Annotated in this window: 13 protein-coding genes; 9 read left to right on the top strand and 4 right to left on the bottom strand. The window is 63.2% G+C overall.

Annotated features, from left to right (window positions below; all coding sequences use genetic code 11):
- Nucleotides 1-50: 50 nt before the first annotated feature.
- The 9 genes from urtA (at nucleotide 51) to AB7245_RS43985 (ending at nucleotide 11,314) form a co-directional block, all read left to right on the top strand.
- Nucleotides 51-1,310 (top strand): urea ABC transporter substrate-binding protein, encoded by a 1,260-nt coding sequence (gene urtA, locus AB7245_RS44025; protein WP_439035681.1) that lies wholly within the window; start codon nucleotides 51-53, stop codon nucleotides 1,308-1,310.
- Nucleotides 1,311-1,440: 130 nt separating this feature from the next.
- A complete protein-coding gene (gene urtB / locus AB7245_RS44020; protein WP_085404025.1) occupies nucleotides 1,441-2,367 on the top strand; it encodes an urea ABC transporter permease subunit UrtB in 927 nt (308 codons plus the stop codon).
- Between the two features lie 18 nt (nucleotides 2,368-2,385).
- On the top strand, nucleotides 2,386-3,528 hold the full coding sequence (gene urtC / locus AB7245_RS44015; protein ID WP_085404024.1) for an urea ABC transporter permease subunit UrtC: 1,143 nt from the start codon (nucleotides 2,386-2,388) through the stop codon (nucleotides 3,526-3,528).
- 64 nt (nucleotides 3,529-3,592) lie between these two features.
- Nucleotides 3,593-4,348 carry an urea ABC transporter ATP-binding protein UrtD gene (gene urtD, locus AB7245_RS44010; RefSeq protein WP_085404023.1) on the top strand — a complete coding sequence of 252 codons (756 nt, stop codon included), beginning with the start codon at nucleotides 3,593-3,595 and terminating at the stop codon, nucleotides 4,346-4,348.
- Nucleotides 4,349-4,418: 70 nt separating this feature from the next.
- Nucleotides 4,419-5,108 (top strand): urea ABC transporter ATP-binding subunit UrtE, encoded by a 690-nt coding sequence (urtE, locus tag AB7245_RS44005; RefSeq protein ID WP_085404022.1) that lies wholly within the window; start codon nucleotides 4,419-4,421, stop codon nucleotides 5,106-5,108.
- A 28-nt stretch (nucleotides 5,109-5,136) separates the two neighbouring features.
- Nucleotides 5,137-6,366 (top strand): formamidase, encoded by a 1,230-nt coding sequence (gene fmdA, locus AB7245_RS44000; RefSeq protein ID WP_085404021.1) that lies wholly within the window; start codon nucleotides 5,137-5,139, stop codon nucleotides 6,364-6,366.
- Nucleotides 6,367-6,460: 94 nt separating this feature from the next.
- A complete protein-coding gene (locus AB7245_RS43995; protein WP_085404020.1) occupies nucleotides 6,461-6,838 on the top strand; it encodes an FmdB family zinc ribbon protein in 378 nt (125 codons plus the stop codon).
- A gap of 45 nt (nucleotides 6,839-6,883) precedes the next feature.
- Nucleotides 6,884-7,924, top strand: a complete 1,041-nt coding sequence (locus tag AB7245_RS43990) for an aliphatic amidase (RefSeq protein WP_028155256.1) — start codon at nucleotides 6,884-6,886, stop codon at nucleotides 7,922-7,924.
- Between the two features lie 393 nt (nucleotides 7,925-8,317).
- On the top strand, nucleotides 8,318-11,314 hold the full coding sequence (locus tag AB7245_RS43985; protein WP_135215590.1) for an autotransporter outer membrane beta-barrel domain-containing protein: 2,997 nt from the start codon (nucleotides 8,318-8,320) through the stop codon (nucleotides 11,312-11,314).
- A 159-nt stretch (nucleotides 11,315-11,473) separates the two neighbouring features.
- Here AB7245_RS43985 and AB7245_RS43980 read toward each other — a convergent pair whose 3' ends face one another.
- The 4 genes from AB7245_RS43980 to AB7245_RS43965 all read right to left on the bottom strand — a co-directional run bounded on the left by AB7245_RS43980 (nucleotide 11,474) and on the right by AB7245_RS43965 (nucleotide 16,595).
- Nucleotides 11,474-12,304, bottom strand: a complete 831-nt coding sequence (locus tag AB7245_RS43980; protein WP_085404018.1) for an MlaD family protein — start codon at nucleotides 12,302-12,304, stop codon at nucleotides 11,474-11,476.
- 142 nt (nucleotides 12,305-12,446) lie between these two features.
- Nucleotides 12,447-14,666, bottom strand: coding sequence for an acetate--CoA ligase family protein (locus tag AB7245_RS43975; protein ID WP_085404017.1), 2,220 nt, complete (start codon nucleotides 14,664-14,666; stop codon nucleotides 12,447-12,449).
- 213 nt (nucleotides 14,667-14,879) lie between these two features.
- Nucleotides 14,880-15,872 carry a glycosyltransferase family 2 protein gene (locus AB7245_RS43970; RefSeq protein WP_085404016.1) on the bottom strand — a complete coding sequence of 331 codons (993 nt, stop codon included), beginning with the start codon at nucleotides 15,870-15,872 and terminating at the stop codon, nucleotides 14,880-14,882.
- Nucleotides 15,873-16,025: 153 nt separating this feature from the next.
- Nucleotides 16,026-16,595 (bottom strand): class GN sortase, encoded by a 570-nt coding sequence (locus AB7245_RS43965; RefSeq protein WP_085404015.1) that lies wholly within the window; start codon nucleotides 16,593-16,595, stop codon nucleotides 16,026-16,028.
- Nucleotides 16,596-16,697 lie beyond the last annotated feature (102 nt).

Genomic DNA, 16,697 nt, shown 5'->3' with positions numbered 1-16,697 from the left:
GCCATCCTAACGGCACCAATCGCGTGTCCTCGAACAAAAGTGGGGTGCTCATGTCAGACGAAGCAAACAAGGGCCTGTTGTCGCCGCTCCGGCGCAAACTATTGATGGGAATGGCCGTCGTGCCGGCCATCACGATGCTGCCGCGGGCGTCTTTCGCGCAGGCTCCGGCGACCTCGGCGGTCAACACCACGGGCCTCGCGGTCACCGACACCGAGGTGACGGTCGGCATCCTGCACTCGGCGACCGGCACCATGGCCATCTCCGAGACCGGCTCGATCGAGGCCGAAAAGCTCGCCATCGAGCAGATCAACGCCATGGGCGGCGTGCTCGGGCGCAAGATCAAGTTCATCCAGGAAGACGGCGCCAGCGATTGGCCGACCTTTGCGGAGAAGGCCAAGAAGCTGCTCGTCAACGACAAGGTCGCGGCGATCATGGGCTGCTGGACCTCGGCATCCCGCAAGGCGGTGCTGCCGGTCATGGAGCAGTACAACGGCATGCTCTATTACCCGACCTTCTATGAGGGCCTCGAGCAGTCCAAGAACGTGATCTACACCGGCCAGGAAGCGACCCAGCAGATTCTCGCCGGCCTGAACTGGATCGCCAAGGAAAAGGGCGCCAAGTCGTTCTTCTTCATCGGCTCCGACTACATCTGGCCGCGCACCTCGAACAAGATCGCGCGCAAGCACGTCGAGAACGTGCTGAAGGGCAAGGTCGTCGGCGAGGAGTATTATCCGCTCGGCAACACCCAGTTCAACTCGGTGATCAACAAGATCAAGCTGACCAAGCCCGACGTGATCTTCACCGACGTCGTCGGCGGCTCGAACGTCGCGTTCTACAAGCAGCTCAAGGCCGCCGGCATCGACCTCTCCAAGCAGGCGCTGCTGACGATCTCGGTGACCGAGGACGAGATCGACGGCATCGGCGGCGAGAACATCGCGGGCGCCTATGCCTGCATGAAGTACTTCCAGTCGCTCGACAATCCGAACAACAAGACCTTCGTGCCGGCGTTGAAGAAGATGTGGGGCGAGAAGACCGTGATCGGAGACGTCACCCAGGCTGCCTATCTCGGCCCGTGGCTGTGGAAGTTGACGGTGGAGAAGGCGGGCTCCTTCGACGTCGACAAGATCGCGGCGGCCTCGCCCGGCGTCGAGTTCAAGGGTGCGCCGGAAGGCTATGTGCGCATCCACGAAAACCATCACCTCTGGTCGAAGACCCGGGTGGGGCGCGCCAAGCTCGATGGTCAGTTCGAGCTGATCTACGAGACCGCCGATCTCGTCGAGCCGGATCCGTTCCCCAAGGGTTACCAGTAAGTCGCGACGTCGCTCGCGCCTTTCCTCAACACCAAGCCTCTCCCTGGCGTGGACAGCAAATCCACGCCCAAGACCCCCGCGTCGCGAACCTGCTCGCGACGCGGGACCTTATCCCTGACGGAGGACATCGATGTTCGGCGACTATTCGCTTGGTGATCTTGGCTCCATCTTCGTCATGCAGGGGTTTGCAGGACTGATCCTGTTCTCAGTCTACGTCCTGATGGCGCTTGGGCTTGCGATCATCTTCGGCCAGATGGGCGTCATCAACATGGCTCATGGCGAGTTCATGATCCTCGGGGCCTACGTCACTTGGATGACCTCGAATTTCTTCCAGGCCTATCTGCCGAGCCTGTTCAGCGGCTACTTCTTCCTGGCGATGATCCTGGCCTTCGTCGCATCCGGCGCGCTGGGAATGCTGGTGGAGTGGGTGCTGATACGGCATCTCTACAAGCGCCCGCTCGATACGTTGCTTGCGACCTGGGGCCTCAGCCTGATGCTGCAGCAGGCCTATCGTTCCGTGTTCGGCGCGCGCGAGGTCGGCGTCGAGCTGCCGCAATGGATGCTCGGCTCGCTGCACGTCACCGACAGCATCGAGGTGCCGATCAACGGCGTCTTCGTGATGTGCCTCACTTTGCTGATCACCATCGGCGTCGCCTATGTCATGTACAAGTCGCGCTGGGGCCGCCAGGTCCGCGCCGTCGTGCAGAACCGCATCATGGCCGGAGCCGTCGGCATCAACACCGAAAAGGTCGATCGCTACACCTTCGGTCTCGGTTGCGGCATCGCCGGTGTCGCCGGCAGCGCCTTTACGATGATTGGCTCCACCGGGCCAACCTCCGGACAGCTCTACATCGTCGATACGTTCCTGGTGGTCGTGTTCGGCGGCGCCGCCAGTTTGATCGGCACCATCGCCTCGGCCTTCTCGATCTCGCAGACGCAATCGACCCTCGAGTTCTTCATGTCGGGCTCGATGGCGAAAGTGCTGACGCTGCTCGCGGTTGTCGGAATCCTGATGCTGCGGCCGCAAGGGCTGTTCGCCCTCAAGGTCCGCAAGTGAGAAACTGGGGCTGATGCAATGACCGACAATCGTTTCTGCAATCGATCGGAGTTCATCGGAATTCTGGTGCTCGCGGTCTTCCTGGTGGTGGTCCTGCCGCTCACACTTGATGTCTTCAGGCTCAATCTGGTCGCGAAATACCTGACCTATGCCTTCGTCGCGCTGGGGCTGGTGATCTGCTGGGGCTACGGCGGCATTCTCAGCCTCGGTCAGGGCGTGTTCTTCGGGCTCGGCGGCTACTGCATGGCGATGTTCCTCAAGCTCGAGGCATCGAGCGTGGAGAACACCAAGATCCAGTCGACGCCCGGCATTCCCGATTTCATGGACTGGAATCAGATCACTGCGCTGCCGCTGTTCTGGAAGCCATTCAGCAGCCTCACCTTCACGATCGCCGCCATCATTCTCGTGCCTGGCATCTTCGCCCTCATCATCGGCACCGCGATGTTCAAGCGCCGGGTCGGCGGCACCTACTTCGCCATCATTACCCAGGCGGTCGCGGCCATCCTCACGATCCTGATCGTGGGACAGCAGGGCTATACCGGCGGCATCAACGGCATGACCGACCTGCGGACGCTCAAAGGTTGGGACATCCGGCCCGACCATGCCAAGATCGTGCTGTACTTCTTCGAAGTGGGATTGCTGTTCGCCTGCATCATGATCGCGCAGTTCGTCCGGCACTCCAAGCTGGGACGCATCCTGGTCGCGATGCGCGAGAAGGAGGACCGCGTCCGCTTCTCCGGCTACAGCGTCGCGAATTTCAAGATCTTCGCCTTCTGCATTGCCGCCGTGTTCGCCGCGATCGGCGGCGCCATGTTCGCGCTCAATGTCGGCTTCATGTCACCGTCCTTCGTCGGCATCGTGCCGTCGATCGAAATGGTGATCTACACGGCGGTCGGCGGCCGGCTCTCGATCCTCGGCGCGGTCTACGGCACGCTGCTGGTCAACTTCGCCAAGACCAGCCTGTCGGAAACCTTTCCCGAATTGTGGCTGTTTGGCCTCGGCGGATTGTTCATCGCCGTGGTCCTGGCCTTCCCGAACGGTCTCGCCGGGATCTGGGGCGACTACGTGCAGCCGCGCATCGATCGCCTGATCTCGTCGCGCAAACCGAAACCCGAAGGTTGGACCGACAGCTCCGTCGCTGACGGCGCCCCGGCGGAGTGAGGAGATCGTCATGCTCGTAGGTCGCCACGATGCCGATGCCACGCTGGCAGTGAGGAGATAGATCATGCTCGTCGGTCACCAGCCCAAGGAATTCCTGCTCGCCGTCGAAGCGCTGACCGTGTCGTTCGACGGGTTCAAGGCGGTCAACGACCTCTCGTTCTACGTCGACGAGAACGAGATCCGCGTCATCATCGGTCCCAACGGCGCCGGCAAGACCACCGTGCTCGACCTGATCTGCGGCAAGACCAAAGCAACCTCAGGCTCGATCCAGTTCCGCGGCAAGGAGCTGACCCGGATGAAGGAGAACGAGATCGTCAAGACGGGCGTCGGCCGCAAATTCCAGAACCCCTCGATCTACGACGATCTCACGGTGTTCGAGAATCTGGAGATCTCCTATCCGCGCGGCCGCTCGGTATTCGGCGCACTGACCTTCACCCGCGACGCCGCCGTGCGCGACCGGGTGCACGAAGTCGCCGAAATGATCTTCCTGAAGGATCGGCTCAACGTGAACGCCGATCTGCTCAGCCACGGCCAGAAGCAGTGGCTCGAGATCGGCATGCTGCTGATCCAGGATCCGGATCTGCTGATGCTGGACGAGCCCGTTGCCGGCATGAGTGTGTCCGAGCGCACCAAGACCGCCGAGCTGCTCAACCGCATCATCAAGAACCGTTCAGTGCTGGTGATCGAGCACGACATGAAATTCGTCGAGGACATCGCGCACAAGGTCACCGTGCTTCACCAGGGGCAGATCCTCTCCGAGGGCACCATGGAAAAGGTGAAGAACGACCCCAAGGTCGTCGAAGTCTATCTGGGCCATTAGCACATGATCCCGGAAAGTGGCGTCCGGTTTCCGGACAAGATCATGTGCAAGAAGTAAGGAGCGCGCGACGATGCTGGCAATTTCCGATCTTCACGTCGCCTACGGCCAGAGCGAGGTGCTGCACGGGCTCAACGTCAAGGTCGCGCCCAACGAGATCGTTGCGATCATGGGCCGCAACGGCATGGGCAAGACCACGCTGATGAAGTCGCTGATGGGCATCCTGCCGGCGAAGAGCGGTTCGGTGACAATGGACGGCGCCGAGCTCGGCAGTCTGCCGAGCTACGAGCGCGTCGCCAAGGGCCTCGCCTATGTGCCGCAGGGCCGCATGATCTTCTCGACCATGACCGTGAAGGAGAACATCGAGACCGGCCTCGTCGTCTCCGGCGGGACCGAGGTGCCGGCCGACATCTACGAATTGTTCCCGGTGCTGCTGGAAATGAAAGGCCGCCGCGGCGGCAATCTCTCCGGCGGACAGCAGCAACAGCTCGCGATTGCGCGTGCGCTCGCGACCAAGCCGAAAGTGTTGCTGCTGGACGAACCGACCGAAGGCATCCAGCCGTCGATCATCAAGGAGATGGCGCGCACCTTGAAGCGCATCCGCGACGAAAAGGGGCTCTCGATCGTGGTGTCGGAGCAGGTCCTGAGCTTCGCGCTCGATATCGCCGACCGCGTGCTGGTGATCGAGAACGGCGAGATCGTGCGCGACGATCCGCGCGACGCCGTCGATGCCGCGCAGGTCTCGAAATATCTATCCGTCTAACCAACCGCAGTAAAAGGGGAGCATCTCGATGCCAGAGACACTGATCAAGGTCGATCTCACCAAATCGGCTTACGATAATGACATGGTGCACAACCGCTGGCACCCCGACATCCCGATCGTGGCCTGGGTCAATCCCGGCGACGATTTCATCATCGAGACCTATGACTGGACCGGCGGCTTCATCAAGAACAACGATTCCGCCGACGATGTGCGCGACATCGATCTGTCGATCGTGCACTTCCTGTCCGGCCCGATCGGCGTCAAGGGCGCCGAGCCCGGCGACCTCCTCGTCGTCGACCTACTCGATGTCGGCCCGATGAAGGAGAGCCTGTGGGGCTTCAACGGCTTCTTCTCCAAGCAGAACGGCGGCGGCTTCCTGACCGACCATTTCCCGCTGGCGCAGAAGTCGATCTGGGACATCAAGGGTCTCTACACCTCGTCGCGTCACGTGCCCGGCGTCAACTTCGCCGGCCTGATCCATCCTGGCCTGATTGGCTGCCTGCCCGATCCGAAGATGCTGGAGACCTGGAACAAGCGTGAGGCCGAGCTGATCGCGACCAACCCGACCCGCGTGCCCGGCCTCGCCAATCCGCCATTCGCGCCGACCGCCCATGGCGGCCGCGCCAAGGGTGACATCAAGGCCAAGATCGGCGCCGAGGGTGCGCGCACCGTGCCGCCGCGCGAGCACGGCGGCAATTGCGACATCAAGGATCTCTCGCGCGGCTCGAAGATCTACTTCCCGGTCTATGTGCCCGGTGCGGGTCTCTCGATGGGCGATCTGCATTTCAGCCAGGGCGACGGCGAGATCACCTTCTGCGGCGCCATCGAGATGGCCGGCTGGCTGCATCTGAAGGTCGAGGTGATCAAGGACGGCATGGCGAAGTACGGCATCAAGAACCCGATCTTCAAACCGTCGCCGATCACGCCGAACTACAAGGACTATCTGATCTTCGAGGGCATCTCGGTCGACGAGCAGGGCAAGCAGCACTATCTCGACGTCCACATCGCCTATCGCCAGGCCTGCCTCAACGCGATCGAGTATCTGAAGAAGTTCGGCTACTCCGGCGCCCAGGCTTATTCGATCCTCGGCACCGCGCCGTGCCAAGGCCACATCTCCGGCGTGGTCGACGTTCCCAATGCCTGCGCCACGCTATGGCTGCCGACCGAAATCTTCGACTTCGACGTGATGCCGTCGGCGGCAGGACCGATCAAGCACATCACCGGCGATATCCAGATGCCGATCTCGCCGGACAAATAGTCTCCCTGCGCGACGGGATGCGGGACGGCGCGACTTTGCAGCCCCGCATCCGCCGCGGGAATTCTCTCACAGGCAACAGCGTAGGGATGATGCGATGCCGGTCTATGAATATCTCTGTGACGATTGCGGGCCGTTCAAGGACCTGCGCCCGATGGCGGAATGCGACGATCCGCAAAGCTGTCCGCACTGCGAGACGATGGCGCCGCGGGTGATCCTGACCGCGCCGAATTTCTTCTGCATGCCGGCGGAGAAGCGCAAGGCGCACGCCGTCAACGAGCGCAGCACGCATGCGCCGCAGACGCTCGCGCAATACAAGGCCTCGCACGGTCCCGGCTGCGGCTGCTGCTCGTCGGGCAAGACCGTGAAGGACAAGAGCTCGACGGACAAGACAAAGCCCGCGCGGCTGATGACCAAGACCAGGAGTGGCGCCAAGGGCTTTCCGACCGCGCGGCCCTGGATGATCAGCCACTAACGCCACGCGCCAACATCAAACGAACAAAAGACAGGAGCGGCCCAAATGCTTCACGGTGACATTTCCAGCAGCAACGACACCGTCGGCGTCGCAGTGGTCAACTACAAGATGCCTCGCCTGCACACCAAGGCCGAGGTGCTCGACAACGCCCGCAAGATCGCCGACATGCTGGTGGGCATGAAGGCGGGCCTGCCCGGCATGGATCTCGTGATCTTCCCGGAATACTCGACCCAGGGCATCATGTACGACTCCAAGGAGATGTACGAGACGGCCTCGGCGGTGCCAGGTGAAGAGACCGCGATCTTCGCGGAGGCCTGCCGCAAGGCCAAGGTCTGGGGCGTGTTCTCGCTGACCGGCGAACGCCACGAGGAGCATCCGCACAAGGCGCCCTACAACACCCTGATCCTGATGAACGACAAGGGTGAGATCGTCCAGAAGTACCGCAAGATCATGCCATGGGTGCCGATCGAGGGCTGGTATCCCGGCAATTGCACCTATGTCTCAGACGGCCCGAAAGGGATGAAGGTCAGCCTGATCATCTGCGACGACGGCAACTTTCCGGAGATCTGGCGCGACTGTGCCATGAAGGGCGCCGAATTGATCGTGCGTTGCCAGGGCTACATGTATCCGGCCAAAGAGCAGCAGGTCATGATCTCCAAGGCGATGGCGTGGGCCAACAACGTCTATGTCGCCGTCGCCAACGCCGCCGGCTTCGACGGCGTCTATTCCTACTTCGGTCACTCCGCGATCATCGGCTTCGACGGCCGGACGCTCGGCGAGTGCGGCGAGGAGGACTACGGCATCCAATATGCCCAGCTGTCGAAACATCTGATCCGCGATGCGCGCCGCAACGGCCAGTCGCAGAACCATCTCTACAAGCTGGTCCACCGCGGCTACACCGGCATGATCAATTCCGGCGAAAGCCCGCGCGGCGTCGCGGCCTGCCCCTATGATTTCTACAAGAACTGGATCGCCGACCCGGAAGGGACGCGGGACATGGTCGAGGCGATGACCCGCTCGACGCCGGGGACGGAGGAATGTCCGATCGACGGCATCCCGAATGGGTCGGCCCCGAGCAATTACTGAGCTATTGCGGACGGCGCGCTTGCCATTCATGCGAATGCACCGAGGAATGGGGGCACGGGGCGCGGCCCTGGATGATCAGCCAAGATGTGAACAGCCGTACATGGAACGGACATTCTGACGCATGGGCGCATGCGCGGGGTAGGAATTGAGCCCGGCAAAACCGTGGCTCGGTTGCAACATGAGTTGTTGAATCTGCCCAAGTTGCGGTCCCGTTGGCTGATTCTCGAGGAACCGTAGTTCTACCGGCCAGCCTCATGGCCTAAGTTCCTCGCGGCGCCGCTGGGGAGCGCCGCGGGTGAGGGGAAGAGCGTGGGGGCTTGGTTGCCATCGAGCGGGCGGGGTTGCTCGCGTCGTGCCACCGCTGTTCGCGCGGCATTCTGGATCGGCCTCGCCTTGAGCGCGGCGGCGGCGGCGAGCCCCGCAGCAGCGCAGCAAATCTTCAACGGGTCGCAGACCACGCCGAACGGCGCCGTCAACGGCGGAGGCGGCGTCTGGGACACCACCACCACGAATTGGACGGACGTCTTCGGTTCGACCAGCACTGCTTACGATCCCTCGTCAGTCGGCACGGTGTTCGGCTACTCGGGAGTCTCGACGCCGGCAAGCGGTGGCACGGTGACGGTTACGCCAGGCGGCGTGCAGCTCACCAGCCTCGTGGGCTTCGACCTCACCGGCGACGGTTCTGTCTACACCATTCAGGGCGGCGATCTCAGGCTAGCCTCCGGGGGGACGACGTTCTTCACCAACGATGTCACCGGCACGACAGACCCATCGGCCGTCATCGCCTCGCGCATCACCGGCAGTGGTGGCATCTCCGTGCAGGGACCCGGCATCCTGGCGCTGCTCGGCGCCAACACCTATACCGGCGACACTTTCATCTGTTCGTGCGCAGCGCTGCAACTCGGTGACGCCACCCACACCGCGAGCATCATTGGCGCCGTCAACAACGAGGGCCTCTTCAATATCGTCAATGCCGATACGTCGGGAATTACATCGCTCCTGAACGCTATCTCCGGAACGACGATGTTCCTCAACGCGACCTCCGCCAGCTCTATGGTGATCACCAATAACGGCCAGCTGTACTTCGGTGATCCGCTCGGGGGCGGCACCGACACCGCCACGGCCGGCCGGGCGACCATCATCAATGACGGCGGCTTGACCGGCTTCTTTGGCCGGACCAATGCGGGCACGGCCAACATCACCAACCAGAATGGCGGCGGCACCGCGTTCCTCGATCAATCCTCGGCGGGCTCCGCGACCATCGTGAACAAGGATTTCAGCGGGACCGTGTTTGGTACGCTGTCCGGGTCCGATACTGCGACCGCCGGCAATGCAACCATTATCAACGAGGCCGATGGCCTGACCAATTTCGGTGCGTTCACGACGGCCGGCAACGCCACGATCGTCACCAAGGACGGTGGCAAGACCGAGTTCTTCGATAATTCCACCGGCGGCAATGCGCGCTTCATCACCACCGGCACAGGCGTCGTCGATTTCGGGATCAGCCTCGGCCCGAACGGCGACGGCCGCATCACGGCCGGTTCGATCGAAGGCAATGGCACCTACTATATCGGTGGCGGCAACACGCTCGTCGTCGGCAGCAATAACCGCTCCGCGCTGGTCGATGGCGTCATCGGCGACTACGATCCCTGCGGGTGTGGTTTCATCGGCTCCGGCTCGCTGGAAAAGGTCGGCAGCGGAACGCTGATCCTCTCCGGCACAAACACTTACACCGGTACGACGACGGTGAATGGCGGCATCCTGCGGGTTGATGGCGACATCTCGCAATCGAGCCTGACCACCGTGAATGCCGGCGGTGCGTTGTTCGGCGCCGGGATTGTCGGCAACACCGTTATCGCCACCGGTGGCATCTATGCGCCCGGCGACGGCGGCCCGGGCTCAAGCATGCAGGTCCAGGGCGATCTCACCTTGCAGCCCGGCTCGGTCTATGTTGTGCAGGCCGGTAGTGGATTCAGCACGAGCCATGCGCTCGTCAGCGGCAACGTCACGCTGGACGGGACCGTGGGTGTCGCGCTGTATCCCGGCAGCAAGATAATGCAGCACTACTCGATCATGCAGTTTTTCGGCAGCGCCACCGGTAATTTCGCCGGCGTTGCCGCGCCGGGTGGCCTAGTCGGCACGACGACGGTCGGGTCAAACGAAGTGTTCCTCGATTTCACGCTGAACTATGGCGCGAAATACGCGCTCAACATCAACCAGCAGAACGTCGCCACGACGCTTCAGAATTTCTTCAACGCCAATGGCTTCCTTCAAGCCGAATTCGCGGGCCTCGGCCCCAACGGCCTGACCCAGGCCTCCGGCGAACCGGCAACGGGGTCGCAGCAGACGACCTTCAATGCGATGAACCTGTTCCTCGGCCTCTTGACCGATGTCTTCGGCTCGGGACGTAGCGGCACATCAGGTCCGACGCCCTATGCCGACGAGCCGGGCGCGAATGCCTATGCCGCGACCGGCAAGGGCGCGCGTGACAAGAACGCGCGCGACGCCTTCGCCTCGATCTACCGCAAGGCACCGGCCGCAACCTTCGAGCAGCGCTGGGATGTGTGGGCGGCCGGCTATGGTGGCTCGCAGACCACCGACGGCAATGTCGCGCTCGGTTCGAACAACACCACCAGCAGCGTCTATGGCACTGCCGTCGGCCTCGACTATCGCTTCTCGCCGTCGACGATCGCGGGCTTTGCGCTTGCCGGCGGTGGGACCGGCTTCAACGTCAACGGGCTCGGCTGGGGCCGCTCCGACCTGTTCCAGGCCGGCGCCTTCGTTCGTCACACGGCCGGACCTGCCTATATCACGGCCGCACTGGCCTATGGCTGGCAGGACGTCACGACCAACCGCATCGTCACGGCCGCCGGCGTCGATCAGCTGCGGGCGCAGTTCAACGCAAATGCGCTCTCGGGCCGTGTCGAGGGCGGTTACCGCTACGCTACGCAGTGGATCGGCCTCACGCCCTATGCGGCGGCCCAGGCCACCATGTTCAGCCTTCCGAACTATTCGGAGTTCGCGGTGGTCGGCAACAGCACCTTCGCGCTCAACTATGCCGCCAAGGACGTGACCAGCACCCGTACCGAGCTCGGCCTGCGCGCCGACAAATCATTCGCCGCGGCCGGTGGCCTGATGACCCTGCGCGGCCGCGTCGCCTGGGCGCATGATTACAATCCGGACCGCACCGTCGGCGCGGTGTTCCAGACCCTGCCGGGCTCGGCCTTCGTCGTGAACGGTGCAGCGCTGGCGCGCGATTCCGCGCTGACCACGGCGGCGGTGCAGATGAACTGGATGAACGGCTGGTCTGCGTCGGCGACCTTCGAGGGCGAGTTCTCGAACGTCACCCGCTCCTACGCCGGCAAGGGCGTTGTGCGCTACGCGTGGTAGGGCGTTGCTGGGGCGATCGCGCGAAGCGCGAGCGGGGTGGGGTGATCTCTCCACTCGGGCACTGCATGCTGGGAAGCACTTTCGCCTCACCTCGGATCGCATTTCGCTTTGCTGCATGCGATCCGATCCTCCCCCTCCAGGGGAGGATAAGAAAGAGCGTCACTGCTTCTTCTGCGGAGGCTTGCGCGGCGGGCGCGGGGCGGCGGCGGGCGAGGGCGTGCCAGCCATCTTGTTGGCGGCGTCACTGACGTCGAGCAGCGAGCGCCGGATGTCCTCGACGTAGGCAGCCGACTTCTTCTTCATGGCATCGGCGAGCTCGTGCAGTCCCCTGATCTTCTCGAACAGCTCGTCGGCCTTGCCGTCGACGAAGCCGGGGACCACGCCTTCGATCTTGGTGACCGCCTTGTCGAAGCCTGCGAAGGCGCTGTCGACCTTGGCCATGACGGAGTCGATTTCGCCGCCCTTGCTTCTGAGATCGGCGGTGTAGTTCTCGAACGTGCGCAGGCCGTCCTTGATCGCAGGGGCATTGCTGACGATCGTGCGATCGACGCTGTGCAGAGTGTCGACGATGGATTCGGCGTCGCTGAGATCGGCGATCAGCATGGGGACGCCGTCCGTATCCAGCGGCACCGGCGGCGCGGAGGGCGCGCCGCCGATCAACGAGATCGCGGCGACGCCGGTGAGACCCTGGAACTCGATGCCCGCAACCGTGTCCTTGCGGATCGGCGCGGTGTTGTCGAGCATCACCAGCGCCACGATCTTGCGCGGATTATCCAGCTTGATCGACAGGATCTGGCCCGCGGGAACACCGTCGAAATTGACCGGCCCGCCGCGGCGCAGGCCGCTGGCGGAGCCGCCCTCGAACACCACGCGCAACTGGCTCCGGCTCTGGGCGGTGCGCCATTTCTGCACGCCGAGCACGCCGCCGAACGCCACGGCGATGACCGCCAGCGTCGCCGTTCCGATTACGAGGTTGCTCGCGCGTGCCATGCAGGGCGATTTTACGGCCAAAGCGGGGTGGTTGGAAGGACGATGCTGCGGCCGCAATACTAGAGCGGGCGGGTTAACGACTTGTCCGCCGTAGCTCGAAGAGAAGGCGGAAGCGTAACCCGCCAATCCGCCTTAGGCGACATCAATGCCCGGCCGCGCGTTTTGCAGCAGCATTGTTCAATACGATCAGCGCGTCGACGGCGACGCCCGTTTTGGTGTTGATCAGGAACGGGTTGACGTCGATCGAGGCGATCCGGTCGCCGGCATCTGCGATCAGGTTGGACAAGCCGACCAGCGCTTTCACCGCGGAGGCCTCGTGCAAGGCCGGCTTGCCGCGATAACCGCGCATCTTGATACCGGCCTTGGTGCGGCCGATCAGGAGCCGGGCCTCGGCCTCGTCCAGCGGTGCGCCGGCGAGCGCGACGTCCTTCATCAGCTCGATGTCGATGCCGCCGGTGCCGAACAGCACGACCGGCCCCATCTCGGCATCGAGCGAGGCGCCGACCACGAGCTCGAGATCGGCCTTGACCTGCTGCGCGATCAGGATGCCGTCGAGCTTCGGCTTGCCCTTCAGCTTCGCCACCCGCGCGGTGATGTCGGCGAATGCCTGCTTCACCTCCGCGGCGCTGTTGAGATTCAGCACCACGCCGCCGATGTCGGATTTGTGCAGGATCTCGGCGCTGACGACTTTTGCCACGACCGGGAAACCGATCTGCTTCGCGATCTTCGCGGCGTCCGCCGCCGTCTGCGCAATCGCTTCCTTCGAGACTGGAATGCCATAGGCCTTCAGCAGCTTCTTCGAGGCGACCTCGTCGAGCGCGGCACCGCTCGCCGATTTCAGCGCCTTCTCCAGCACGGCGCGGGCGGCAGGCTTCGAGCTCGAGGCGATGTCGGGCACTGCCTTGCGCAGCTTCGCATAGTCGAGCAGCGATTTGATCGCGGTCACCGCGCGGTCCATGCCCTGCATGACCGCGAGATGCGGCAGCGATTTGCGCAAGCCTTTGGTGAATTCGGTGAAGCCGACCGACATCGCGCTGATGTAGATCACCGGCTTGCCGGCCCGGCTCGCCATCCCATCGACGATGCGCAGATTGCGCTCGCGCAACTCGTGCGGCGCCTTGGGCAGTTCGGCATCGATGATGACGATGTCGATATCGGGGTCGTCGATCATCAGCTCGATCGACTTCATGTAGACGGAGGGATCGACCACCGCGGCAAAGCCGGCATCGAGCGGATTGCCCACGATCGAGCCCGGCCCGAGCATCTTCGCCAGTTCGGAGCCGACGTGCGGGCTCAGCGGCGCAAAGTTCAGGCCTTCCGCATAGAAGGCGTCAAGCAGCATGCCGCGCTTGCCGCCCGATAGTGTGACCGCGGCGAGCCGGTCGCCCTTGGGCACGGCCGCGTGAACGAAGCATTCGGTGGTCTCGATCAGCTCGTCGAGCCCGCCAACCCGGATCACGCCTTCACGGGTCGCGATGGCGTCGAACGTCTCGATCGAGCCTGCGAGCGCACCGGTGTGCGCCATCGCCGCCGCGCGGCCGCCCTCGGACGAACCGAGCTTGAGTGCGATGACCGGCTTGCTTGCGGCGCGCGCGGCCTTGCAGGCGTCGCGAAACGCCTTGGTGTTGCGCACGCCTTCGAGGTAGACCACGATCACCTTGATGCTCGGATCCTCGGCGAAATAGCGCATCAGGTCCGGCGTCTCGAGCCCGGCCTCGTTGCCGGTCGTCACCATGTAGCCGACCCCGACGCCGCGATCGTCCAGCGCCTGCCGGATCGCCATGACGATGGCGCCGGATTGCCCGGCGATCGCCACCGCACCCTGTTCCATGGTGACGACGCGGTCGTCGATATTGGTGAAGAGCTTTTCGCCCGCGCTCAGATTGCCGAGGCAGTTCGGGCCGGTGACGGCGAGCCCCGTTTCGCGTATCGCGGCTTGCAATTCGGCAGCGAGCTTCTGGCTCTCCTCATCCTGTAACTCGCTGAAGCCCGAGGTGACGATGGTGGCCGAGCGCGCGCCGGCCGCGGCGGCGTCGCGGATCACCTGCACGGCAAAGCGCGCGGGCACCAGCACCAGCACGTGATCGGGCTTTTCCGGGAGGCTCGCAAAATCCTTGTAGCAGGGCACGCCCCAGACGGTGTCGCGCTTGGCGTTGACCGGATAGAGCCCGCCCTCGTAGCCGTACTTGACGAGGTTGTTCCAGATGCGCTCGGCATAATTGCCGGGCTTGTCGGTCGCGCCCACCAGCACGATGTTGTGCGGGTGCAGCATGGCGTGGATGCCCTTGACGACATCGCTGGCATCGGGCGCTGGAGACCATGGACGCGGAGAAACAGACGCAGCAGGTACCTGGGCTTCCATGGCGCTTTACCTCTTGTTCTTGTTGCAGCGCCCTGTCTTGCGCCGGCGTCTGGCGGGGCTGATCGTGATGGCTCCATGCCGCGTGGCGGAATGCTGCGTGCTTCGCGACAAGGCTAGCATCACCAGACTTTTGGCGAAAGTGCGAACGATCGGACGACGTGCCACGACTGCGTGACGCATTCTTTCAAATGGTGATCACGCCTCTGCTATCGTTCAGTAATGCAGCAGGCGCAGCTTGTAGGCGTAGTGATACGCCAACTGCTTCGCGAGATAGGAAGCGATGGCGCGCCGGATCTGCATCTGCGTCGGATCGAAGCCGAGAACGCGGCGCCGCAGGATGCCCATCTCCCTGACGCCGAGCGCGTAGGTCGAAGCCGTCTTCTGTGCATCATGGATGCGGAAGCAGGCGAGAAATCGCGGCAGGCGCACGAACTTGAATTCCGCGGCTTGCGCGCGCAGGATGAAATCCCAGTCCATCGCGTAGTGGAAGCTCTCGTCGATGGGCCCGATCCTCTCCCACACGCGCTTGCGCCAGAACATCGTCTCCTGCGGGATGTAGTCGGCATATTGCAAAGCCTTGCCGTCATGAGGCGGCAGCACGGCGCGTCCGACCTCGAGCCCCTCGCGATCGACGAAAACGCGATGGCCGTAGACGATGTCGACATCGGGATGCGACATGAAGTAGTCGGCGACATAGGCGAGCGCTCCGGGCAGCAGCATGTCATCGCTGTTGAGGTAAGCCATGATCTCGCAATCGGCACCGGCGAAGCCGAGATTGATGGCGTTCGACTGCCCCTTGTCCGGCTCGCTCGTCCAGCTGATGCTCTCACCTCGGCTCTTCAGGAGATCGATCGTGCCGTCGATCGAGGCGCCGTCCTGCACGTGATAAGTCAGCTTCGGATAGTTCTGACTGACGATGCTCTCGATCGTGGCGTCGAGATATTGCGCATGATTGTAGCTTGGCGTGACCATCGTGATCCGCGGCGCATTCGCCGGGATCGCAGGCGCAGGCGGGAAGACAGTCAGGTTGAGCAGGCGCGGCGGATATTGCTCGAAGGTCCACATCGGCGGTCGTCGCCAGAGGCTCCGCAGCGAGGATCGTCTCTGTCCGGCAGCAATGAGGTCCTGATTCCGTTCCAGGAGCGCGACACGATTTTCGAGTTGCTCCAGCCGCTGTTCGAGGCGCTGCCTGAACTCGTCGTCCATTACAGGTTGTCCTGAAAATTACAGCGTCAAAAGATCAATCGGCTGTTCTTACAGGTCTATGGGAGACGACGCCAGTTCAGCGGCCCGATCAAGCGCGGTTCCCCGGCTGTTCGGCGCGGTCTCTATCGATCCCCGATGGCCGATTGCGAACCGCTATTCACCTGTTTCGATCAAGGTGGCATGCAGGGTGTAGCGCTCGGGTCCGGGCGTGACGGCGTCGAAGGGCCAGCAGGTTGTGAGCACCAGTTCGACATCCTGCGTCGCGGGATCGATGCCGGACTCATCGAAGCGAACCACAGCGGAGGAATCCGCCCGATAGCGAAAGTGCTTTCCGTCACGGCGTGTGACATCGATTACGTCACCAATGGCGACATTCCGCAGGAAGCGGAAATGTGTATCGCGGTGCGCGGCATATACCGCAACGCCGCGCTCGCCGGCATCAGCCGTTTGGTGGATATGGCCGGGTCCGAACGCGAGGGCCTGGCCGCTGGTACCTTCCAGCACGATCGCGCTGGCCCCGATTCGCTTCACCTCGATCCGCGCGACCGGCCAGGTGTCGGCCCAAGACCATGGCTTGACCACGCCGCCGGTCGTAACGCTCCTGTCGAACGCGCGCTCCAGCAGCACCTGGGCGAGCCATGCCTTGGCATGGATGTAGGCGCCGTCGCCGAACAGGATGAGGCCGACAAGTGCAACAGCGAGGGGGGAGATGAAGCGGGGCATAATGGTCCTTCCCCCGTCATTGCGAGCGAAGCGAAGCAATCCAGACCGTCTCCGTGGCGGCAGTCTGGATTGCTTCGTCGCTTCGCTCCTCGCAATGACGGC

This window comes from Bradyrhizobium sp. 604_D8_N2_3 (assembly GCF_051810765.1).
GTDB classification, from domain to species: Bacteria; Pseudomonadota; Alphaproteobacteria; order Rhizobiales; family Xanthobacteraceae; genus Bradyrhizobium; species Bradyrhizobium barranii.
This window is presented reverse-complemented; position numbering and strand designations above follow the sequence as displayed.